Below are 19,595 nucleotides of genomic sequence, written 5' to 3' on the forward strand. Positions count from 1 at the left end.
GGTTGCCGGAACGTATGCGGTTTTCGATATGCCCGCGATACGTCCCGCTGCCTTGACTGGGGGGCATGACCCACACAACACCTGACACGACGTCCAGGAAATCGACATGATCCCGCTCAGCCTCGGCCGGATCGCCGAAATCGTCGGCGGGAAAGCCGAGGGCGACAAATCCGTGACCGTGACCGCGCCGGCCGTGCTCGACAGCCGGCAGGCCGAGCCGGGCGGCCTCTTCGTCGCCTTCGTCGGCGAGCACGCCGACGGCCATGACTACGCGGAACAGGCGGGGCGGGCCGGGGCGGTGGCCGTGCTCGGCTCCCGGCCCACGCCGCTGCCCACCGTCGTCGTCGAGGACACCCGGACCGCGTTGCAGACGCTCGCCGCCCATGTCGTGGACCGGCTGCGCGACGGGCTGACCGTCATCGGGGTGACCGGCTCGCAAGGCAAGACCGGCACCAAGGACCTGCTGACGGCGGTGGTTTCGTGCGCCGCGCCGACGGTCGCCACAGTGGGCTCGCTCAACAACGAGCTCGGCGTGCCGCTCACCATGCTGCGTGCCCGGGCGGCCACCCGGTTCCTCGTCCTGGAGATGGGAGCCCGCCACGTCGGCGATATCGCCGAACTCACCGGGCTGGTCGCGCCGGACATCGCTGTCGTCCTCAACGTCGGAGTGGCCCACCTCGGTGAGTTCGGGTCGCGCGCCGCCATCGCCAACGCCAAGGGCGAACTGGTGCAGGGCCTTGTGCCCGGCGGCACCGCCGTCCTCAATGCCGACGATCCCCGCGTGGCCGCGATGCGCGCGCTCACCGACGGCCCGGTGCTGACCTTCGGACGGGCTGAGCACTCCGACGTACGGGCACTCGACCTGGCCCTCGACCGGCTCGGCCGGCCGTCCTGCACACTGCGGACCGCCGCCGCCTCGGCGCACGTAGCGCTGCCGCTCATTGGCGCCCATCAGGCGCTCAACGCTGCGGCTGCCGCGGCGGCGGCACTTGCGGCCGGGGTTCCCTTCGCCTTGGCCGCTGCGGGGCTGGCCACCGTCTCGCTGTCGCCATGGCGGATGGAGCGGCGCGACCTCGCTTGCGGGGCGATGTTGCTCAACGACTCCTACAACGCCAACCCCGACTCGACCCGCGCCGCCCTGGACGCGCTGGCGGCGATCGAGGGCGGGCGCCGTATCGCAGTCCTCGGCACGATGCTCGAACTCGGCGACGACAGCGAGGCCGAGCACCGCGCTGTCGGCGCGTACGCCGCCGCCCGGGCCGACGTGGTGGCCGTGGTCGGCGACGCCGCTCGGCCGATCGCCGACGGCGCGGGCGAGCGGTCAGTGGTGCTGGCCGACAACGACGCGGCCGTCGACTGGCTACGCGGCCACCTCGCCGCCGACGACGTGGTACTCGTCAAGGCCTCCCGCGGGGCGTGCCTCGACGAGGTCGCCGCCGCGCTCACGTAACTCGCCGGGGCGGGAGCCGACGCTCGTTGACGTGGTCAGAATCCGCCTGTTGGCAGGTCTCGCAGGAACCGGGACGACTTCCCTCCTTGGTCGATGTATCCGCAGCGCCGGTAGAACGCGTGGGCGTCGTGCCGGCGATCCGCACTGGTGACCTCCATGCGGAGGCATCCGCGTGTGGCGGCAAAGGACTCCGCGGCCGCGAGAAGTTGAGAGCCGACGCCGCGGCCGCGTGCCCGATCGGAGACCACCAGGGCTACGATCCGGCCCCAGGAGCCGTCCCGTTCGAAGAACGGGCAAATGTGGACGGCGATGACCCCGAGCAGGTCCTCGCCGGCCGCAGCCACATAAGCCGCTCCGGATGGATCATCGGCCCAGGTCTGGATTCGATTCGCTGTCGCTGCCCGGCCGTCTTGTGGATAACCCAACTGGCCCAGTAGCTCGTTGATGGCCGAGGCTTCGGCGCGGTGTGCCGGCCGGATCTGCACGCTCATCGCGCGCGCCGTCTGATGGACTCGCGCCGCTTCATGTAGAGGTCGAAGGCCCGATAGATCCCCGGCCGCAGCGGCAGGTCCCACTCGCCGACGTACCGCACTGCCTGACCGCCGGTGCCGACCTTGAACTGGACAAGGCCGACGTGCGGGTCCCGCGCATCCAGCGTCGGCGTGATACCGCGCAGGTCATAGACGTCGCAGCCGGCCGCGAGAGAATCGCGGATCATCGCCCACTGGCAGGCGTTGGAACCACGCACCTCGCGCTTCTCGGTGGCGGAGGCACCGTAGGAGTACCACGCGTGGGCGCCGACGCGGACCAGGACCGCGGCAGCGACGAGATCGCCCTGGTGGCGGGCCGAGTAGAGCCTGATCCGCTCGGGGTCCTCGGCCCGCATCTCCGCGAACATGGTCTCGAAGTAGCGCAGCGGCCGGGGCGTGAACCGGTCGCGCTCGGCGGTGTGGACGTAGAGGTCGTGGAACGCCTTCAGGTCCTCGCCGAGCGCCACCTCGCTGACCGCGACCTCGACGCCCGCCCTGGCCGCCTTCTTGATGTTGCGGCGCCACTGCTGGTTCATGCCTCTGAGTACATCGTCCTCGGTCCTGCCCGCCAGCGGAATCTCGTACCGGAACTGGGGATGCCCGACCCCGAAGCCGTCCTCGGGACTCCGCGGAAGCCAGCCGGCGTCGCTGAGACGGCCGGCCACCTGGGCGCCGACCGGGTCGGTCACCTGGCCGGATACCTCGGTGAGCCGCATGATGCCCGCGTCGGCGATGCCGTCTTTGACCTGGGCGGCACTCCAGGTGTCCGTACGAACCGCCGGGCCGAGCCGGATCGCGAAGGCGCCATGTCCCTTGAGATACGTCGCCAGCGGATCGAGCCACGCGTCGATCTCGCGGGTCCAGTCGATCACCGGACCCTCGGGCAGATAGGCCAGCGTGAAGCGGCCGAGCCTCGGCACCGGGCGATGCAGCACGAGACCGGCCCCGACCAGCCGCCCGCCGTCGTACCAGCCGAGGGATTCACCGCGCCACTCGGTCTTTACGCGACCCCACGCCGGGGTCTGCAGAAAGCTGACCGACCGCTGGGCCCGTACGAACGCCACATGCTCGGCGTCGCTGATCGGCCTGACGACCGGATTCCCGGCCGCTGCTCGTACTGCTTCGCTGTAGGACATGCCACCAGCCAAGGCAGCGGCGTGTTGCCCGGGCGTATGCATATCTGGATACGCCGACGATATGTCCCCACCCTCCGGCTCACGCGGTGTCCACCAGCGGATCCCGGCCGCCACCGGCCGATGGTCACTGGAACTCGACTCCGTCATCCGCGGCAGCCGTCGCAGCCTGTCGCAGGCCCTCGAGCAGACCGTATCGGGGTTGGCCACCCTGGGAACCGCGTCATCGAAAACCGTCTCGCCGTCGGGGACGACACCGAAGGAGGCCGAGGACTGCGGCGCCTGGCAGCCGGGAGTGCGGCAATCACCGCTAGGGCCTGTCTGACAATTCCCGTCGTCCGCCCGAAGGGCGGGCCCCGCGGCGTCTGGTGCGTGCGATCGCAAGGCGCCGGAGCGCCCTCGTGGCGGAGCCACGTGGGCGGTTCGGCAACGCGGCGAGCGTGCGTGCCAGACGCCGCGGGGCAGGCGGGAATTGTCAGACAGGCCCTAGGACGGCCATCGGGTCGACAGCAGGCATCCAGTCAACCAGTGAGAGCACCCCGGTGCTGCCGGCACGTATGCGGTTTTCGATACACCGAGGATATGTACTGACTCGTAGGCTTGAGAACATGCGTGTCTTGATCGTCGAGGACGAGCCCTATATGGCAGAGGCCATCCGCGATGGCCTGCGCCTGGAAGCGATCGCGGCCGACATCGCCGGTGACGGCGATACCGCTCTGGAACTGCTGAGTATCAACACCTACGACATCGCCGTCCTCGACCGTGACATTCCCGGCCCTTCCGGCGACGAGATCGCCAAAAGAATCGTTGCCTCCGGCAGCGGCATACCCGTGCTCATGCTCACCGCGGCCGACCGGATCGACGACAAGGCGTCCGGGTTCGAACTCGGCGCCGACGACTACCTCACGAAACCTTTCGAACTCCTGGAGCTTGTGCTCAGGCTCAGGGCCCTCGATCGCAGGCGCGCCCACAACCGGCCGCCGGTACGAGAGATCGCGGGGCTGCGCCTCGATCCGTTCCGTCGCGAGGTCTACCGCGACGACCGCTACATTGCGCTCACTCGCAAACAGTTCGCGGTCCTTGAAGTCCTCGTAGCCGCCGAAGGCGGTGTCGTCAGCGCCGAGGAACTTCTTGAGCGGGCGTGGGACGCGAACGCCGACCCGTTCACCAACGCCGTACGTATCACCGTGTCCGCGCTGCGCAAGCGTCTCGGCGAACCCTGGCTCATCGCCACCGTGCCGGGCGTTGGCTACCGCATCGACACCACGTGCGGCACCGGGCCTGCGGTGGGTGGCCGTGGATAGGGAACCCGGATGGAGCGTACGCCTCAAACTCACCCTCAGCTACGCCGGATTCCTCATGTTGGCCGGTCTCCTGCTGCTCGCGGCGGTGTGGGTGTTCCTCCTGCGCTCCTACCCGTCGGGGATGCTGATCCGTAGCGTCCTGTTGCGGGGCTTCGGCCCAGCAGTCGCCGCCGTACTGGTGTTCCTGCTGATATTCGGTCTTCTGGGAGGCTGGTTCCTCGCCGGGCGCATGCTCGCCCCCCTGGACCGCATCACCCAGGCCACCCGCACGGCCGCGGACGGATCACTGTCCCACCGGATCCGTCTGCCCGGCCGCAAGGACGAGTTCCGCGAACTCGCCGACGCCTTCGACATGATGCTCGCGCAGCTCGAAGCACACGTCGCGGAGCAGCAGAGATTCGCCGCCAATGCCTCCCACGAGCTGCGTACCCCGCTGGCGATCTCGAAGACACTCATCGACGTCGCCCGCGCCGATCCGAACCACGAGAGCGGCGAACTCGTCGAGCGGCTCCACACCATCAACACCCGGGCCATCGACCTCACCGAGGCACTGCTCCTGCTCAGCCGCGCCAATCAGCGCTCCTTCACCCGAGAACACGTCGACCTGTCCCTCGTAGTGGAGGAAGCAGTCGAAACGCTCCACCCGCTCGCGGAAAAGCACGGCATCACGTTCGAGACCAGCGGCGACATCACCCCCACGACCGGTTCGCCCGCACTCCTGCTGCAGCTCACCACGAACCTCGTACACAACGCGATCGTCCACAATGTGCCGCACCAGGGCACTGTCTGGGTCCACACCGGCGTCCGCCCCAAGACTGTGATGCTCACCGTCGAGAACACCGGCGAGCAGCTCACGCCCCAACTGGTCGCGACCCTCACCGAACCCTTCCGACGCGGCACCGAGCGCATCCACAGCGACCAGGCAGGCTTCGGCCTGGGCCTGGCCCTCGTCAAGACCATCACCGAGGCGCACGACGGAGCCCTCTCGATTACCCCACGCCCTGGCGGCGGGCTCCGCATCACTGTGGAATTGCCCGAGGCTTCAGGAGGATGAGGATCGAGCCGCCGAGAGGCAACGGGTCGGAGCCGTGACGGCGGCCGAGCCACGTTTCCCGTGTGCGGCCGTGGAATGGGGTTCACGGCTGGGTAACGCACCACCCGCCGGACTGTTGCCGAGGCGAAACGCCAGTTCCGGGCTGGTCGACGGTGGCGAGCTGAGCCGTCCGACACGCCGGTGTGCGACCGCTTTCGTGGCGCGGGCCACCGCGCGCGGGCGGTGACCGCTGAAGTACTCGGTGACGAGTCTGTGCATCGTCGACCACATCATTGACTCGGGCCCCACCTGTATCGACTTCGAGGCGGTCGTGCTTCCGTGATGAATGCGCTGAGTCGTGTCGATTCGTGCTGTGGAGGGCAAGGAACGCGTTCCGGCGTCTGGACTGGGGTTGTCCGGAGCGCAACAAACGCTCCGGACTACCGACTTCAAGCCCTGGCTAGAAGAAGCCGAGCTTCTGAGGGCTGTAAGAGACAAGAACGTTCTTCGTCTGCAAGGGTCCGTCTTCGAACGGATCTTGCCCAGAGCAGGAATGCGCCTCTTCCAACCTGAAGTGCCATCTCCGGGTCCTCAGCTGACGCGGGTTGGCCCCTGAAGAAGTCTCCGTGGACGGTCTCGCCGCAGAGTCGCCATCACGCGCCCCCGTCCGGTTGTGTTGATGTGCGCCAGACCCTCTGGCAGGGTGCGGACATCAAACGAGGAGGGACCCATGCTGAAGCAAGTCGCCGAGGGTGTGCTGATCCACCAGAGTGAGTTGCTCGAGAACAACACCGTTGTCGTGCAAGGCAGGGACGGCGTGCTACTCGTAGACGCCGGGATTACCGGCGCAGAAATGACCTGCCTGGCGAACGACCTTCGACAGCTGGGCCGGCCCGTGGTGGCAGGGTTCTCGACGCATCCTGATTGGGATCACGTGCTCTGGCACGCCGAACTCGGCGAAGCGCCTCGTTACGGCACAGCCCGCTGCGCGGACTTCATGCGGGATGCGTTGTCGAACGCGGACTGGAAGGCCGGCGTCGCCGAGGGGCTGCCGCCGGAAATCGCCGAGGACACACCGCTCGACCTGTACGGCCTGATCACTGGTCTGCCTGCTGAAACCGCGCAGCTTCCCTGGGACGGCCCCAAGGTGTGGATCATCGAGCATCCGGCGCATGCCCCGGGCCATGCGGCCCTGTTGATCGAAGAACGCCGAGTTCTCATCGCCGGCGACATGCTCTCCGACGTCTTCGTTCCCATGCTCGACGACACCGTTGACCCGATTGAGGACTACCTGGTCGGGCTGGGGCTGCTCGAGGGCGTAGCGGACGACGTCGATGTCCTCATCCCCGGACATGGGTCCCTCGCCAGAGATGAGGAGGTACGCGCAAGGATCAAACTGGATCGAGCGTACGTGGAGGACCTACGTGACGCCCGGGTGTCCAGCGACCCACGGGTCGTATCGCCCAAACCCGGCTGGGAGTGGGCAAGCAACATCCACGAAGGGCAGGCCCGAAACCTCGCCCGACGAAGCAAGCGCGACGGGACGCCTGGCTAGCAAGCTGCTTCCGCCACAAGACTCCCCTGCCAGTGAGCCTCTCCAGAGCTGGCAGCGCTGAACGCGTTGGGCTGTCCTGCGCAACGACGAAGCTCCTGGTAGACGGGTTCTCGACCAAGATCACCCGTGTCCGCCAGGAGCTTCGCGGGCTTGTCTATCCGTCCTCTATGGCCGGCCTGCACGCCGACCGCCGGATCCCGGGTGACCGGGCAGCGGCTTGCCGTGGACGGATGGAAGCACTGAGTGTGTCCGTGCGGCCCAACGGTGAGTGGATGATCATTCACCAGTGCCAGTCCTGCGGTGCGCTCAGCGCCAACCGGATCGTCGGCGACGACAACGCACTGGCCTTGGTGCGCCTCGTGCTGAATCCGCTGCGGGACAGCAGCATCGCCCACCGAACACTGCTCCAGCTGTGACCTGAGCCGCACCTCGCGGCGCCTGTGCCAGCGCGACAACCATGAACCACTGCAGCGGACCGGTCGGATACCAACCCAGGCGTCCGTCGGCGAGCACCACCCTCGCACCGACCACGGCCAGACCGACCAGGAGCAGCCAAGCAGCTTCTGCACTCACAGCTGTCGTGTCACGAGGGGTTCTCGCGGCTGCTCCCGCGCGCTCAGTTCGGCCGCTCGTATTCGTCGATCGTCCCGTCTCCGTTGTCGTCGTACATGTAGTCGTATGCATCGCCGTAGTTGTGCCGGTAGCGCATACACACGCCCTCGGCGCGCAGTTCTGGCTCGCCGTCGTAGTAGTCGAGGTGGAGGGTGACCCGGATGCCGTCGTCGAGGGTGGTGGTGATGCCGTTGTCGACCTTCTCGACGGTGCGGCCGTCCTCGCGCCAGGTGGCCCGGAGGGATGCCAGCGCTGCGCGGTAGTCGTCGTCGCCGGCGAAGTCCAGGTCCCAGGTGAAGATGGGCTCATCCCGGTTGACGCCGGTGTCGTCGAAGCCGAAGTCGTCCACGCACGAGGAGCTGCCCTGCCGAGAGGCGTACGGCTCCTCGGCCGGTGCCGGGGACAGCACACGGTAGGCAACCTCGCCGGCCCGGGTGGTGGCCCGGACATGGTCACGGAACTCCTCGGTGCTGTGAACGGGCCCGCCTTGTATCGTCTCGCACGCCTTGGCCGTCAGCCCGAGGAGAGCCACTAGGGCGACACCGAGCACGGGGACCACGATCTTCGACTTCATGCTGTCGATCGAAGCCGCCCGGGCCGGACGCTGGGCAGCGCTCTGCTACTCAGCCGGTCTGAGCAGTAGCACCCAGACCGGGTTGTCCGGCCACGGTGGGGGCTTGTCGTACGTGACATCCGAGGTCGGGCGCAGCAGACTCCGGTCACGAGCACCGCGCAACGTCGACTCGGCATTGGGCCGAGCACCACCATGAGCGCGCCGACGACGGGCACGAGCCTGCGGCTTCTGCCCCCGAACGCGTCGAGCACGGGCGCTCTCTCGAAGTGACTGGCCGCCCGGCGCCCCGCGACGACTCGGCCGCCAATTGGGATGTGCGATCAGATCGCTGTGCAGGGACACGACCGCGAGGTCGTCTGCGCGACCGCACCTACGACCGCCGGAGGCACAGTGGATCAGTTGTGGGCCGGGATCGACGCCGGGAAACGCACTACCACCGCGTGGTGATCGACGCGGAAGGCCGTCGGCTTCTGTCGCGCCGCGTGGCCGACGATGAGCCGGAACCGCTCCAGCTGCTCGCGGACCTCCTCCGCCTCAGCAGCGACACAACCTGGGCCGTTGACCTGGCGGACGGGGCTGCGGCACTCCTGATCGGCCTGCTGCTCAACCATGATGAGCACTTGTTGTACATCCTGGGCCGCACGGTGAACCGTGCCGCCAGCGGATACCGCGGCGAAGGTAAGATCGACGCCCGCGACGCAGCGGTCATCGCCGACCAGGCTCGGATGCGCCGTGACAACGGCGCTCGCAGGACGGCCTTCGTCGCCGTCACTCGCAGGCGCCGAAGAGCAGCCACACCCGTGGTCATCACGACTTTCCCGACGTCGAAGCCTGCCACGACTCCGCCCAGCTCCCTCCGGCCCAGGCGCCCAGCAGACTCCCGGCGAGCAGGTTGATCGCGATGGGCCGATGGGCGGCCGCCTCGGAGGCCGAGACCGCCCCGAGTCGGGTTGGCAGTGCGACCAGGACCACGATCAGGATCATCGCCTTGAACAGGATGACCGCCGCGAGTCGGCGAAGCCGCACGGGCTGATCAGCGTTCCCCCCTTCGCCCTGAGCGCACACCACTTACGAGCGAGGCCGCTCGCACCATGTACCACCAGCGGTTCGCGGCACTCGGCCGGGCGGGTCAGATGCCCATGGAGGCCATTTCGATGGGTGAGCGGTAGTTCGCCGCGGCGGTGACCACGCAGGCGCGGTACGTCCGGTCACTCTTCACGGCCAGGAAGTAGTCGCGAAGGTTCTTCCAATAGTTGACCAGATAGCCGAGTCCGGGCACGAAGCCGGCCGGGCGCGGCACGAGGGCGAAAGCCTCGCTGCACTCGAGAATCTCGCCCGTGGCCGTTGACAGTACGTTGGCCACCTCGGCGTTCATGTTCCATCCGGCCGCCAGCTCGGGTGTCCAGATGGCACCGGCGACGGCCCGCAGCTGCTCCTGCTCCTCGGGCGTGGGGACGCTCATCGCCATCGCCTGCGCGCTCACCGGTGCGCCGGCCGGCGCACCCCCAGCGGCTGCCGTGGCCGGCCCCACCATGGCCGTCGCGACCAGAACTGTTGTGAGCGCGACGGCGATCCTGGCGCCTTCGCGTCTTCTGTTACTGCTGCCTGTGGTCACCGTGTGTCCCTCCCGTGGATGGCCTTCGACGCCCGAAGGTGACATGGCGCCGACCAGGCGGTCAACGACGACAATCACGCCACACGCCCTCACGATCCGGTCGGCGGTAGAGGTCGCAATCCACACCGAACCCAGAAGGCCCTCACCCGTTCAAGCACCCAGCACGCCGTCACCGGCCGGGCGCGGGGCGGGGCGGGGCGGGGCGGGGGCCACGGTGCGGGAGTCGGGTGCGGGCGGCAGGGCGTCCCGGATCTGCTGCAGACCTGCGGCCTCTCGCGGGCCGCGGGGGAAGTCGCTGCACCTCTGGGGGCGCCTGCGCGGGTGGGGTGAGGTCATGACGGTGCCGTTCTTCCGGCCTCCCGGCGGTCCTGCACCACGGTGTCCAGCACGTTGCCGGCGGCGTCGACGGCCCGCCGCAGGTACTTCCGTTCCCCACTGATCTTGATGAAGACCTCCTTCATGTGCCCCGTGCCACCAGGGCGGGGCTCCTCTCTCACAGGAGACGACGATCCCGCGCTCAAGCATGAGCCCCGTGGCGTCGCGGAACGACAGCCGGGAGCGGTTGTACAGCCACACCCAGTGGGAGATGGCCCTCGACCAGGCACCGGTGGCCTTTGCACGACAGCGACGCGCTCCCCCGCAGACGGCCCTTCCCGAGCTGATCGCCCAAAAGATCACCCCGCCGGTCAGTCAACGTGACGGCGCCCTCTCGATTCCGCTCGCGTTCACTCCCTGTCTCCTTGATCACACGCTCTCTTCCCGGCGGACGGAGAAGGCTCCCGCGGCAGCCGCCAGGACTGCCGCCTTCGCGGCCTGTTCCGGAAGTTGCGGATCCGGATCGGCACGCAGGAGCACCAGCTGGTGATAGAGCGGCGCCGTGGCGGCGATCAGCAGGCTCCGCGCGTCCATGTGCTGTGCGGGGAGTTCACCGCGCTCGATGGCGCGCTCGACGAGGATCTCGCACTGGGCGTACCGGTCCTCCCACAGCTGTGTCTGGGCCCGCGCGGCCTGTTCGGAGTGGAACGAGGCTGCCATCAGGGCGACGGCGAACGACGGCTGTACGACCAGGGATTCCTGGATCTCCTGGTTGAGGGCCGTCAGATCGCCGCGCAGCGAGCCGGTGTCCGGCGGCTGCCAGTCGATCTCGCCGGCGGCCTCGATGACGTCGACGAGCAGGCCACCGACATCGCGCCAACGCCGGTAGATCGTGGCGCGGTGCACTCCGGCCCGCGTCGCGACGCCCTCCATCGTGAGTCCTTCGTGACCGCCTTCAGCGAGTTCGGCTCGCACCGCATCGAGAACCTGGGCGCGGATGCGGGCGGTGCGACCGCCCGGACGGCGGTCCGGTGTCGTGTCCATTGGGTCTGTCATCGGCAATCAGTATCCGGTTGATCAAGGCGGCAGAGCTGTGCCAACATCTTAACGCGACAGTTGTCGCTCTAGGTCCGCCAGAGAGGAACCGCCTCCGCGATGCCGCCCGTTCCCGCTGACCCCGCCGTGCTCCACCCGATGCCCGAGCACCCGCGCGTGGTTCTGCTCAAGCCGTTGGTGAGGTCGCCGCTGATCGAGGTCGGTGACTTCTCGTACTACGACGATCCGGATGATCCGACCGCGTTCGAGACGCGCAACGTCCTGTACCACTACGGCCCCGAGCGGCTCGTCATCGGCAAGTACTGCGCGCTGGGGACGGGCACCCGGTTCGTCATGAACGGCGCCAACCACCGCATGGACGGTCCTTCCACCTTCCCGTTCCCCACCATGGAGGGCTCCTGGGCGGAGCACTTCGACCTGATCACCGACCTGCCCAGCCGGGGCGACACGGTCGTCGGCAACGACGTGTGGTTCGGCCACGGCGCCACGGTCATGCCCGGTGTGCGCATCGGTCACGGCTCGATCATCGCCGCCGGCGCCGTGGTCACCGGCGACGTCCCCGACTACGGCATCGTCGGCGGCAACCCCGCCCGGCTCATCCGCACCCGCTACGGCGCTGCGGACATCGCCCGGCTCCTCGCCGTGGCGTGGTGGAACTGGCCCGTGCAGCACATCACCAGGCACGTACGGACGATCATGTCGGGGACCGTCGCCGACCTGGAGGAGGCCGCCGCGCAGATCGACCAGCCCTGACACCGCGCTCAGTCGCCTTCTTCCGACCTCCACCCACCCGGCGAGCCCGACCCAACGGGTCCTGGCCGGACTCCAGCCACCCCGCGCGAGAGCGTGCCCTCCCGGACCCCGGCCGCACGGGCGACGAGCCTGATCCCGCCATGCCCCAGCGACCGCGGCCGCCCCTCTGGCCAGACGGCGCAGACGCTCGTCCACATGCGGCAACGACGACTCGAACTTCGCCGCGCGGACGGCCTCGATCCCCTCCGGTCTCCCCACATCACGACAACGAACCCCGGAGCTGGAAGCAACAACGTATTTCCCGGCAAGCCCTGAACCGGCGGTTCGGTGGACTCGACGGCTCTGCTCCCGTGATCATCTCCCGCCTCACCGTAGATCCGGTGAGTACCAACGCCCTGAAGCAGCTCGCCGGGACCCTGGCCTGCCCTGACACCGGTCAGTCGTGTGGGGGGATCCTCTGGAGCCGTCGCCAGCAGATGAGGCTGCAGGCGAGAGGGGCGACGGTTTGCGCGAACGGAGGAGCCCAGTACCCTCGGGGTTGGTGCTTGGGAAGCAGGTACGCCCGCGGCCGACCGGGATCGCACGGCTGTCGGGGACCGAAGCCGGTATGCATCCCGAGGAGGACGGCTCATGCGTCGCAACCTTTGCACCTGCCCGAGCACCGGAGCGGCCCGGCGCGGACGCAGTGAGGGCAGGATCCCCAAATCCCAGGTCGAGTGACCATGACCACTTCTGGACAACCACCGTGCTCCGTACAGAGGCCCACCGCCTCCGTGGGCGGTGCCTGGCTCCACGCACCCTGTCCCGTACTCGTCGTCGACCCGGCAGGGATCGTCCTGGAAGCCAACGACAGGGCCAGGTCGTTCTTCTCCGGGGCGACGAGCGGGACGTGGCTGGGGGACGTGGCCCCCGACTGGCTGGCGCGGGCGCACGGGCGAGCCGTCGCCGCCGGCGGTGCGGACCCGGCGCAGCCGGTGCGCGGCCCGCACGGACAGCACTTCCTTCAGGCGCACGCCACGCCCGGCCCGGACGGGACCGTGGTCTGGTGGCTGGTCAACGACCCCGACCCCTCGCCGACCCGGGCCGTACCGCAGAGCGAACGGGAGCGCAACGCGTTCCTGACGGACGCCTCCACGCAGCTCCTCTCCTCCCTGAACGTGGAGCGCTGCATGGAGGTAACCGTGCGGCTGGCGGTCCGGTACCTGGCCGACGCGGCCGTCCTGGTCGCACCGCCGTCGGGCAGGCGGCACCGACTGACCCTGGGGGCCGGCGAGGCGGTGACGCACCGTTCGGCCCGCATCGACCCGTCGACGGTCCCGGGACTGGCGGAGGCGCTGCGGGGCTTCCCGCCGGTGCCCTCCCGCTGGATCGACCCCGCTGCACTGCCCGGCTGGGCGCTGCCCGACGACCTCGCGGAACCCGTCGGGTCGGTGGCGATCACACCGTTGCCGGGCCCGGGCTTCCCCGCCGGCGCCCTGATCCTGCTGCGCCGCGACCGCCGCCCCGTCTTCGACCCCGCCGAGGAGAAGTTCGCCCACGTGTTCGCCGCCCGCGCGGGCGCCGCCCTGTCGGCCGCGCGCATGTACCGGGAGCAAAGCGAGATCACCACCACGCTCATGGCCGAGCTGCTGCCCCCGGAGCTGCGGCACGTGCACGGCGTCGAGTTCGCCGGCGGATACCGCGCCGCGCAGGACACGGACCGGGTCGGAGGCGACTTCTACGAGGTGCACCCCGGTGCCGGGCCGGACGACGAGACACTGGCCGTCCTGGGCGACGTCTGCGGCAAGGGCCTGGACGCCGCGGTGCTGACCGGGAAGATACGCAACACGCTGCACGCGCTGCTGCCCATGGCCGGCGACCACCAACACGTGCTGAGCCTGCTCAACGGCGCCCTGCTCAGCAGCCGCCACACCCGCTTCGCCAGCCTGGTCCTGGCGTCGGTGCGACGGCGGGGCGACACCACGCACCTGCGACTGACCTGTGCCGGCCACCCGGCCCCGCTCATCGTGCGCGACGACGGAACGGTGCACGAGGCGGGCACCAGGGGCACCATCGTCGGTGTCCTCCCCGAGATCACGTCGACCACCGCCTCGGTCGCGCTCCGGCCGGGCGAGACGTGCCTGCTGTTCACCGACGGCGTCACCGAGGCCAGAGGGGGGCCGCTGGGCGACGTGATGTTCGACGAGGAGCGGCTGCGCGCCGCCCTCAGGGAGTGCGCCGGCATGCCCGCCGAAGCCATCGTCGAGCGGGTCCAGCTGCGCGTGGCCGAATGGCTCGACGACCAGCCGCACGACGACATCGCGGTCATGGCCATCACCGCGCCGCACCTGCCGGCACCCGACGGTCGCACGACGACCGGGAACCACGCATGACCGACCGCACCACCACCTGCGGCGGCGCGGGCTCCCTGTTGGAGAAGGCGCGTGAGGAGCTGTGGCTGGCCGTACGTGCACGAGACGAAGGCACAGCCGAACAGGTGGTCTTCGGAGCCCTGGACGCCGGAGTCGGCGCCGAGGACGTCCTGTTGGACATCATCGTCCCGGTACAGCGCCGGGTCGGCGCCGAATGGGCCGCCGCCCGCTTCTCCGTCGCCCAGGAACACGCCGCCACCGCCATCCACGAGCGGATCATCGCCGCCATGGCCCGCCGTGCCCCGGTGGCGGAGCCCCACGGGACGCCGGTGACCGTGACCGTGGCCTGCGTGGACGGCGAGTGGCACGCCCTGCCGGCCCGGCTGCTCGCCGAAGTGCTACGCCAACGCGGCTACGGGGTCGACTTTCTCGGCTCCCAGGTCCCCACCCCGAACCTGATCGCCCACCTGCACCGGACCACGCCCGACGCGCTGGCCCTGTCCTCGTCCATCCCCACCCGCCTGCCCAACGCCCACGCGGCCGTCACGGCGGCCCGCGCCATCGGTGTGCCCGTCCTCGTGGGCGGCGCCGCCTTCGGCGCCGACGGGCGCCATGCCCGCCGGCTGGGCGCGGATGCCTGGGCGCCCGACGCGCGCGCGGCCGCCGCCGTGCTCGACCGGGGCCTGCCCCGCCCCGCCGCCACGGCCGTCCGCGAGAGCCACGAGGACCTGCCGCACCTGGCAGACCAGGAATACACCCTGGTCTCCCGGAACAAGCGTCGGCTGGTGAGGGCGATCCTGGACGGACTGGAGTTGCGGCTGCCCGACATGCGGGGCTACACCGAGACCCAGCGCGAACGCACCGCCGAGGACCTCGCGCACATCGTCGACTTCCTCGCCACGGCCCTCTACACCGACGACCTCTCGGTGTTCACGGACTTCCTCGACTGGACCGGCAAGATCCTCGAGGCCCGTGGCGTGCCCGCCCGCTCCGTCGACCCCGGCCTCGCCCTCCTCCAGGACGAACTCAAGGACTTCCCCCGCGCACTCGCCGTCCTCGCCCGGGGACGGGCCGCCCTCGCAGGCTCCCGGCAGGAACCCGAAGGGCTCAGGTCAGGCGGCCCAACGCGCGTACCAGAGCGCTGACGCCCGCCTCCGCCTTGGTCCGGGGACATCCGACGTTGAGCCGGACCCGCCCCGGGGAACCGTAGGCCGCACCGGGCATGACGGCCACCTTCTCCACGTCGACGAGTTCGCGCTGCAGCGCGTCGTCGTCGACACCGAGGGGGCGCAGATCGATCCAGGCCAGGTATCCGGCCTGCGGGGGCTGCCATCCGAGCTGCGGGAACGCCTTGCCGAGACGGTCGGCGACCAGCGAGAGGTTGCCCGCGAGATAGGTGCGCAGGGCGTCCAGCCAGGGCGCCCCCCGCCGGTAGGCGGCGATGTGAGCGACCAGCGACAGTACGGCGGGAGAGGAGAGCCCGTCCGCGTCCTTGAGCTGCCGCAGGTAGGCCTCGCGCGAGGCCGCGTCGCCGATGAGCCCGTAACTGCCGGTGAGCGCCGGGATGTTGAACGACTTGGACGCCGAGCTGATCACGGCCCAGCGACCGTCGCCGCCGTGCCGCGCCCAGGGGCGGTGGACGTGCGGTGCGTACGCCAGGTCGGAGTGGATCTCGTCGCTGATGACGGCCACCTCGTGCCGTGCGCAGAGCCGCGCCATCCGGTCCAGCTCGTCGGCGGTCCACACCCTCCCCGTCGGATTGTGCGGCGAGCACAGGAGCAGTACCGCCGTGTCGGGGAGGGCGAGGAGCCGTTCGAGCTCGGCCCAGTCGTCGATCGGGCACTCCCTCAGGCGCCGCCCGTGGGCGGCCACCGTCCTGGGGAACGCGTCGTACATGGGTGTGTGGGTGACCACGGCGTCGCCGGGGCGCGACCAGAGCCGCAGCAATCGGGAGAGCTGGTACACGACGGAAGGCGCGTAGACGAGCGATTCGGGGTCGACCTCGGTGGCGTGCCTGGACGCGTACCAGTGGACGATCGCCGACAGGAAGTCGTCCTGGCGCCACCGCGAGTACCCAAGGACCCCGTGCTCCAGCCGGCCGCGGAGCGCGGCCAGGACCTCAGGGGCGGTCTCGAAGTCCATGTCGGAGATCGTGAAGGGCAACAGGTCCGGCACTCCGAAACGGTCCTGTACGTAGTCCCACTGGGTGCACCAGGTGCCGTGCCGGTCGACGGGTGTGTCGAAGGAGTACACGGTCACCCCACCGGGATCAGCGTCGCGATGGCGTCCTTCACCGACTGGACCTGGGGACCGATGATGACCTGCACGTTGTGGCCGTCCAGCTTGATGACGCCCATGGCTCCCAGCTTCTTCAGCCGGTCCTCGTCGACCAGACCGGCGTCCTCGACCGTCATACGCAGCCGCGTGATGCAGTTGTCCAGGGACCGGATGTTGTCGCCGCCGCCGATGGCGTCGAGGATCGCAACGGCGTCGTACTTACCGGCGACCAGTTCACGCTCCGGTTCCGCCGTCTTCCCCGCGGACGCCTCGTCCGTGTCCGACGAGGGCCGGTCGGGCCGGTCCCGCTCCGCGACGGGCGTCGCACCGGTCTCGTCCGGCGCGGGCTCGCGGCCGGGCGTCCGCAGGTCGAAGCGCGTGATCGCCCAGCGGAACAGGAAGTAGTAGACGGTGAACCACACCGCGGCAATCACCGGCACCAGGTACCACTTGGTCGTCGAGCCCTGGAGGACCCCGAAGACGACCCAGTCGATGACATTGCCGTCGGTGTTGCCGATGAAGACGCCGAGTACGGCCGCCGTGAGGAACCCGAGGCCCACGAGGACCGCGTGGACGGCGTACAGCCAGGGGGCGACGAAGAGGAACAGGAACTCCAGCGGCTCGGTGATGCCGCCGACCACGCAGGCCACGACGCCGGAGACGAGCAGGGCCTTGATCTCCGGACGCATCCGCTCGTTCGCGCAGTGGTACATGGCGAGCGCGGCTCCCGGCAGGCCGCCGAGGTAGGCGGCCATCTTGCCCTGGGAGAGGAAGTGCGTCGCGTCGGTAACGGCGCCGTTCGGCGAGGCCGAGCAGTCCAGTTGGGCGTAGAACAGGTTCAGCGCGCCGGACACGTGGTCGCCGCACACGGTTCCCGCTCCGCCGACGTCGGTGAAGCGGAACATCGCCACCAGGATGTGGTGGAGCCCGATCGGCCGCAGCAGCACCTCGCCCATGCCGAAGAAGAACGGCCCGAAGACCCCGGTGTGCCCGATTCCCCGGCCCACGGCGGTGATCCAGCCGTTGAAGGTCGGCCAGAGGAGCGGGATGAGCAGACCGAGCACGCTCAGCACCAGCGCCGAGACGATGGGGACGAAGCGCAGCCCGCCGAAGAAAGCCAGGGCGTCGGGCATCCGCTGGGTGCGAAAGCGCCGGTGAAGCAGGCTGACAACGATGCCGACGGTCACCGCGCCGAGGAGCCCGGTGTCGATGGACGGCACGCCCAGCACGTCGGCTATGCCGTAGTGCTCGATCGCCTTCTCGTGCTCGAAGTCGACGCCCTTGGCGGTGAGGAAGAAGTTCACCGCGAGGTTCATGGCGGCGAAGCCGACGAAGCCGGAGAAGGCGGCCACGCCCTTGTCCTCGCGGGCGAGGCCGAGCGGGATCGCCATCGCGAAGAGGACGGGCAGGAAGGTGAAGGCGACCAGCCCGGTGTTGGCCATCCAGGTGAAGACCAGGTGCCAGCCCTCCCCCTTCAGGAAGGCAACGTTGTCAGTGACGGCTTCACTGGACAGTGAGGATCCGATGCCCAGCATGATGCCGCAGAACGCGAGCAGGGCCACCGGGAGCATGAACGTCTTGCCGAGCCCCTGGAGAAACTCCCAGAGTGCGGCCTTGGTCTTCTGCATGTACGGCACTTTCGAGCGTGGGGGGACGGGCCCGGACACCCGCCACCACGGTGCGGGGCGGGCCCATGGGCGGATCGGGCGGCGCAGCCGCACGGATCACATCACAGCGGATCGGCGGCTGTCCATGGCAGCCGACGGCACCGATCTCGGGCCGGTCCGGCTCCGCCGCGCCGCCGACGTCAGCGGGTGCCTGCGTCCGCCCCGGCGGTCGCCGCTCGCCGGACGGGCATCATCGTCTCGACCGCGTCCTGGGCCAGGTGCTCGAGGATCAGCCGGTTGACCAGGTCCGGCTGCTCCAGGGGGACCAGGTGGGAGGCTCCGGGCACCACGGCGAGCCGGGACCCCGGAACGGCCCGGTACAGGGCGGTGGTGTGCTCCAGCGTCATCAGGTCGTCGTCGCCGACGAGTACGAGGGTGGGCGCCGCGACGCGGGCCAGGTCCTGGGTGGTGAGCGTCGGCTGGGTGCGCCACATGTCGGTCACCTTCGCCGCCACCACGGGCCAGTGGTCCGGGCCGTCCGGGGTCACGGACTCGTACAGCTCGCGGAAGAACTGCACGTAGGGACTGTCCGGCGTCATTTCATCCAGCATCCCGGGCGCGGCGAAGCACTCGGGGCCGGGGCGGAAGTTGGCACCGATCACCACGACCTTGCGGACCAGGTCGGGTCGGGCGGCTGCGACGAGCAGCGCGACGATGCCCCCGTCGCTCCACCCCACCAGGTGCGCGGGCCCTCCCACCACGGTCTCCAGGAAGGCCATGGTGTCATCGGCCATGTCCTGGTAGGTGAGTGGGCCCGCAACGTCGGGCGTATGACCGTGCGCCCGGCGTTCCGGCAGGAAGACGCGGTGGCCGGCGGTCAGCTCGGCTCGCTGGGCACCCCACGTGTCGTTGGTGCAGAAGCCGCCGTGCAGCAGGACCAGCGGGTCCCCGTCCCCTTCTGCCTCGTACCAGGTCCTGACCCCAGGAAGATCCGCGTAGTCGCCCATCGCTCCAGGCCCTCTCCGGCCGGCAACACTCCCGACCAGTCTCCGGCGTGCCCACGGCGCCCGCAACGCGGCCGGCGGCCGGACGCCAGGGCGAGCCGCTCGGCCGGTTCCACGACGATCCCGCCAGGGCCGTGGACACGGCGTGGCCGGTGGACGCGGCGCTAGCGCCCTCCGCACTGACGCTTAATCAACATTGCGCTCGACACAGTTGCTTTGGGAGCCTCCGTTCGACTCAAGTATGGACCTCAACCCGGACGGCGACGCGAGCACGAACGACGCGATGGGGGTCGACACCGACGGCGTGAAGACCACCGCCGACGTCCAGGACAGACGAAGGTCGGCCGGCACAACAACGTCTGGTACAGCTTCGGTTACCGCTACGTCATGCCGCAGGTCGCCGCGTGGAAGTTCAAGGCCACCCAG

The 19,595-nt window shown here is 69.5% G+C and carries 21 protein-coding genes and 1 pseudogene; 9 read left to right on the forward strand and 13 right to left on the reverse strand.

Going from position 1 to position 19,595, the window contains the following annotated elements:
• Positions 1-106: 106 nt before the first annotated feature.
• On the forward strand, positions 107-1,450 hold the full coding sequence (gene murF / locus ACIGO6_RS36695; protein ID WP_399884201.1) for a UDP-N-acetylmuramoyl-tripeptide--D-alanyl-D-alanine ligase: 1,344 nt from the start codon (positions 107-109) through the stop codon (positions 1,448-1,450).
• Positions 1,451-1,485: 35 nt separating this feature from the next.
• Here murF and ACIGO6_RS36700 read toward each other — a convergent pair whose 3' ends face one another.
• Positions 1,486-1,941 (reverse strand): GNAT family N-acetyltransferase, encoded by a 456-nt coding sequence (locus ACIGO6_RS36700; RefSeq protein ID WP_399884203.1) that lies wholly within the window; start codon positions 1,939-1,941, stop codon positions 1,486-1,488.
• The gene (locus ACIGO6_RS36705) at positions 1,938-3,116 is read right to left on the reverse strand and encodes a lipid II:glycine glycyltransferase FemX (protein ID WP_399884205.1); all 1,179 of its coding nucleotides are present in this window, start codon (positions 3,114-3,116) and stop codon (positions 1,938-1,940) included. Before ACIGO6_RS36705 ends, ACIGO6_RS36700 begins: the two co-directional genes overlap by 4 nt.
• Positions 3,117-3,721: 605 nt before the next feature.
• Here ACIGO6_RS36705 and ACIGO6_RS36710 point away from each other — a divergent pair.
• The 4 genes from ACIGO6_RS36710 to ACIGO6_RS36725 all read left to right on the forward strand — a co-directional run bounded on the left by ACIGO6_RS36710 (position 3,722) and on the right by ACIGO6_RS36725 (position 7,421).
• Entirely contained in the window at positions 3,722-4,417 is a 696-nt protein-coding gene (locus ACIGO6_RS36710) for a response regulator transcription factor (protein ID WP_399884207.1), read from the forward strand.
• Positions 4,410-5,471, forward strand: coding sequence for a sensor histidine kinase (locus ACIGO6_RS36715; protein WP_399884209.1), 1,062 nt, complete (start codon positions 4,410-4,412; stop codon positions 5,469-5,471). The genes ACIGO6_RS36710 and ACIGO6_RS36715 overlap by 8 nt, the downstream gene beginning before the upstream one ends.
• Positions 5,472-6,180: 709 nt before the next feature.
• Positions 6,181-7,005 carry an MBL fold metallo-hydrolase gene (locus ACIGO6_RS36720; RefSeq protein WP_399884211.1) on the forward strand — a complete coding sequence of 275 codons (825 nt, stop codon included), beginning with the start codon at positions 6,181-6,183 and terminating at the stop codon, positions 7,003-7,005.
• Complete coding sequence (locus ACIGO6_RS36725) at positions 6,930-7,421, forward strand: RNHCP domain-containing protein (RefSeq protein ID WP_399884213.1); 492 nt, start codon at positions 6,930-6,932, stop codon at positions 7,419-7,421. Before ACIGO6_RS36720 ends, ACIGO6_RS36725 begins: the two co-directional genes overlap by 76 nt.
• A gap of 200 nt (positions 7,422-7,621) precedes the next feature.
• Here the strand turns inward: ACIGO6_RS36725 and ACIGO6_RS36730 are convergent, their stop codons facing one another.
• On the reverse strand, positions 7,622-8,191 hold the full coding sequence (locus ACIGO6_RS36730) for a hypothetical protein (RefSeq protein ID WP_399884215.1): 570 nt from the start codon (positions 8,189-8,191) through the stop codon (positions 7,622-7,624).
• A 482-nt stretch (positions 8,192-8,673) separates the two neighbouring features.
• Here ACIGO6_RS36730 and ACIGO6_RS36735 point away from each other — a divergent pair, with 482 nt between their 5' ends.
• Entirely contained in the window at positions 8,674-9,087 is a 414-nt protein-coding gene (locus tag ACIGO6_RS36735) for a transposase (protein ID WP_399884248.1), read from the forward strand.
• Here the strand turns inward: ACIGO6_RS36735 and ACIGO6_RS36740 are convergent.
• From ACIGO6_RS36740 to ACIGO6_RS36760, 5 genes are all read right to left on the reverse strand, one after another.
• Entirely contained in the window at positions 8,999-9,217 is a 219-nt protein-coding gene (locus tag ACIGO6_RS36740; RefSeq protein ID WP_399884252.1) for a hypothetical protein, read from the reverse strand. The genes ACIGO6_RS36735 and ACIGO6_RS36740 overlap by 89 nt on opposite strands.
• A gap of 103 nt (positions 9,218-9,320) precedes the next feature.
• A complete protein-coding gene (locus ACIGO6_RS36745) occupies positions 9,321-9,806 on the reverse strand; it encodes a hypothetical protein (protein WP_399884217.1) in 486 nt (161 codons plus the stop codon).
• Between the two features lie 150 nt (positions 9,807-9,956).
• Entirely contained in the window at positions 9,957-10,142 is a 186-nt protein-coding gene (locus ACIGO6_RS36750) for a hypothetical protein (RefSeq protein WP_399884219.1), read from the reverse strand.
• Positions 10,139-10,267 carry a DDE-type integrase/transposase/recombinase gene (locus tag ACIGO6_RS36755; RefSeq protein ID WP_399884221.1) on the reverse strand — a complete coding sequence of 43 codons (129 nt, stop codon included), beginning with the start codon at positions 10,265-10,267 and terminating at the stop codon, positions 10,139-10,141. The genes ACIGO6_RS36750 and ACIGO6_RS36755 overlap by 4 nt, the downstream gene beginning before the upstream one ends.
• A gap of 283 nt (positions 10,268-10,550) precedes the next feature.
• On the reverse strand, positions 10,551-11,177 hold the full coding sequence (locus tag ACIGO6_RS36760; RefSeq protein WP_399884223.1) for a TetR/AcrR family transcriptional regulator: 627 nt from the start codon (positions 11,175-11,177) through the stop codon (positions 10,551-10,553).
• Positions 11,178-11,276: 99 nt separating this feature from the next.
• Between ACIGO6_RS36760 and ACIGO6_RS36765 the strand changes: the two genes are divergently transcribed.
• A complete protein-coding gene (locus ACIGO6_RS36765; protein WP_399884225.1) occupies positions 11,277-11,930 on the forward strand; it encodes a CatB-related O-acetyltransferase in 654 nt (217 codons plus the stop codon).
• Between the two features lie 7 nt (positions 11,931-11,937).
• Here ACIGO6_RS36765 and ACIGO6_RS36770 read toward each other — a convergent pair.
• Positions 11,938-12,188: pseudogene (locus ACIGO6_RS36770) on the reverse strand (ISAzo13 family transposase); the annotation flags it as partial.
• A 464-nt stretch (positions 12,189-12,652) separates the two neighbouring features.
• On the opposite strand from ACIGO6_RS36770, the gene ACIGO6_RS36775 reads away from it, so the two are divergent.
• Both ACIGO6_RS36775 and ACIGO6_RS36780 read left to right on the forward strand, forming a co-directional pair.
• The gene (locus tag ACIGO6_RS36775; RefSeq protein WP_399884227.1) at positions 12,653-14,302 is read left to right on the forward strand and encodes a PP2C family protein-serine/threonine phosphatase; all 1,650 of its coding nucleotides are present in this window, start codon (positions 12,653-12,655) and stop codon (positions 14,300-14,302) included.
• The gene (locus ACIGO6_RS36780; RefSeq protein ID WP_399884229.1) at positions 14,299-15,426 is read left to right on the forward strand and encodes a B12-binding domain-containing protein; all 1,128 of its coding nucleotides are present in this window, start codon (positions 14,299-14,301) and stop codon (positions 15,424-15,426) included. The genes ACIGO6_RS36775 and ACIGO6_RS36780 overlap by 4 nt, the downstream gene beginning before the upstream one ends.
• Here the strand turns inward: ACIGO6_RS36780 and ACIGO6_RS36785 are convergent.
• The 4 genes from ACIGO6_RS36785 to ACIGO6_RS36800 all read right to left on the reverse strand — a co-directional run.
• Positions 15,389-16,540 carry a MalY/PatB family protein gene (locus ACIGO6_RS36785; RefSeq protein WP_399884231.1) on the reverse strand — a complete coding sequence of 384 codons (1,152 nt, stop codon included), beginning with the start codon at positions 16,538-16,540 and terminating at the stop codon, positions 15,389-15,391. The genes ACIGO6_RS36780 and ACIGO6_RS36785 overlap by 38 nt on opposite strands.
• Positions 16,537-18,186: a maltose/glucose-specific PTS transporter subunit IIBC gene (malX, locus tag ACIGO6_RS36790; protein ID WP_399884233.1), complete on the reverse strand. Its 1,650-nt coding sequence runs from the start codon at positions 18,184-18,186 to the stop codon at positions 16,537-16,539. Before malX ends, ACIGO6_RS36785 begins: the two co-directional genes overlap by 4 nt.
• 179 nt (positions 18,187-18,365) lie before the next feature.
• The gene (locus ACIGO6_RS36795) at positions 18,366-19,172 is read right to left on the reverse strand and encodes an alpha/beta fold hydrolase (RefSeq protein ID WP_399884236.1); all 807 of its coding nucleotides are present in this window, start codon (positions 19,170-19,172) and stop codon (positions 18,366-18,368) included.
• 183 nt (positions 19,173-19,355) lie between these two features.
• Positions 19,356-19,595 (reverse strand): hypothetical protein (locus tag ACIGO6_RS36800; RefSeq protein ID WP_399884238.1); only part of this gene is annotated, 240 nt, incomplete at its 5' end.

The sequence above is a fragment of the Streptomyces sp. NPDC053750 genome, assembly GCF_044544295.1.
GTDB lineage: Bacteria > Actinomycetota > Actinomycetes > Streptomycetales > Streptomycetaceae > Streptomyces.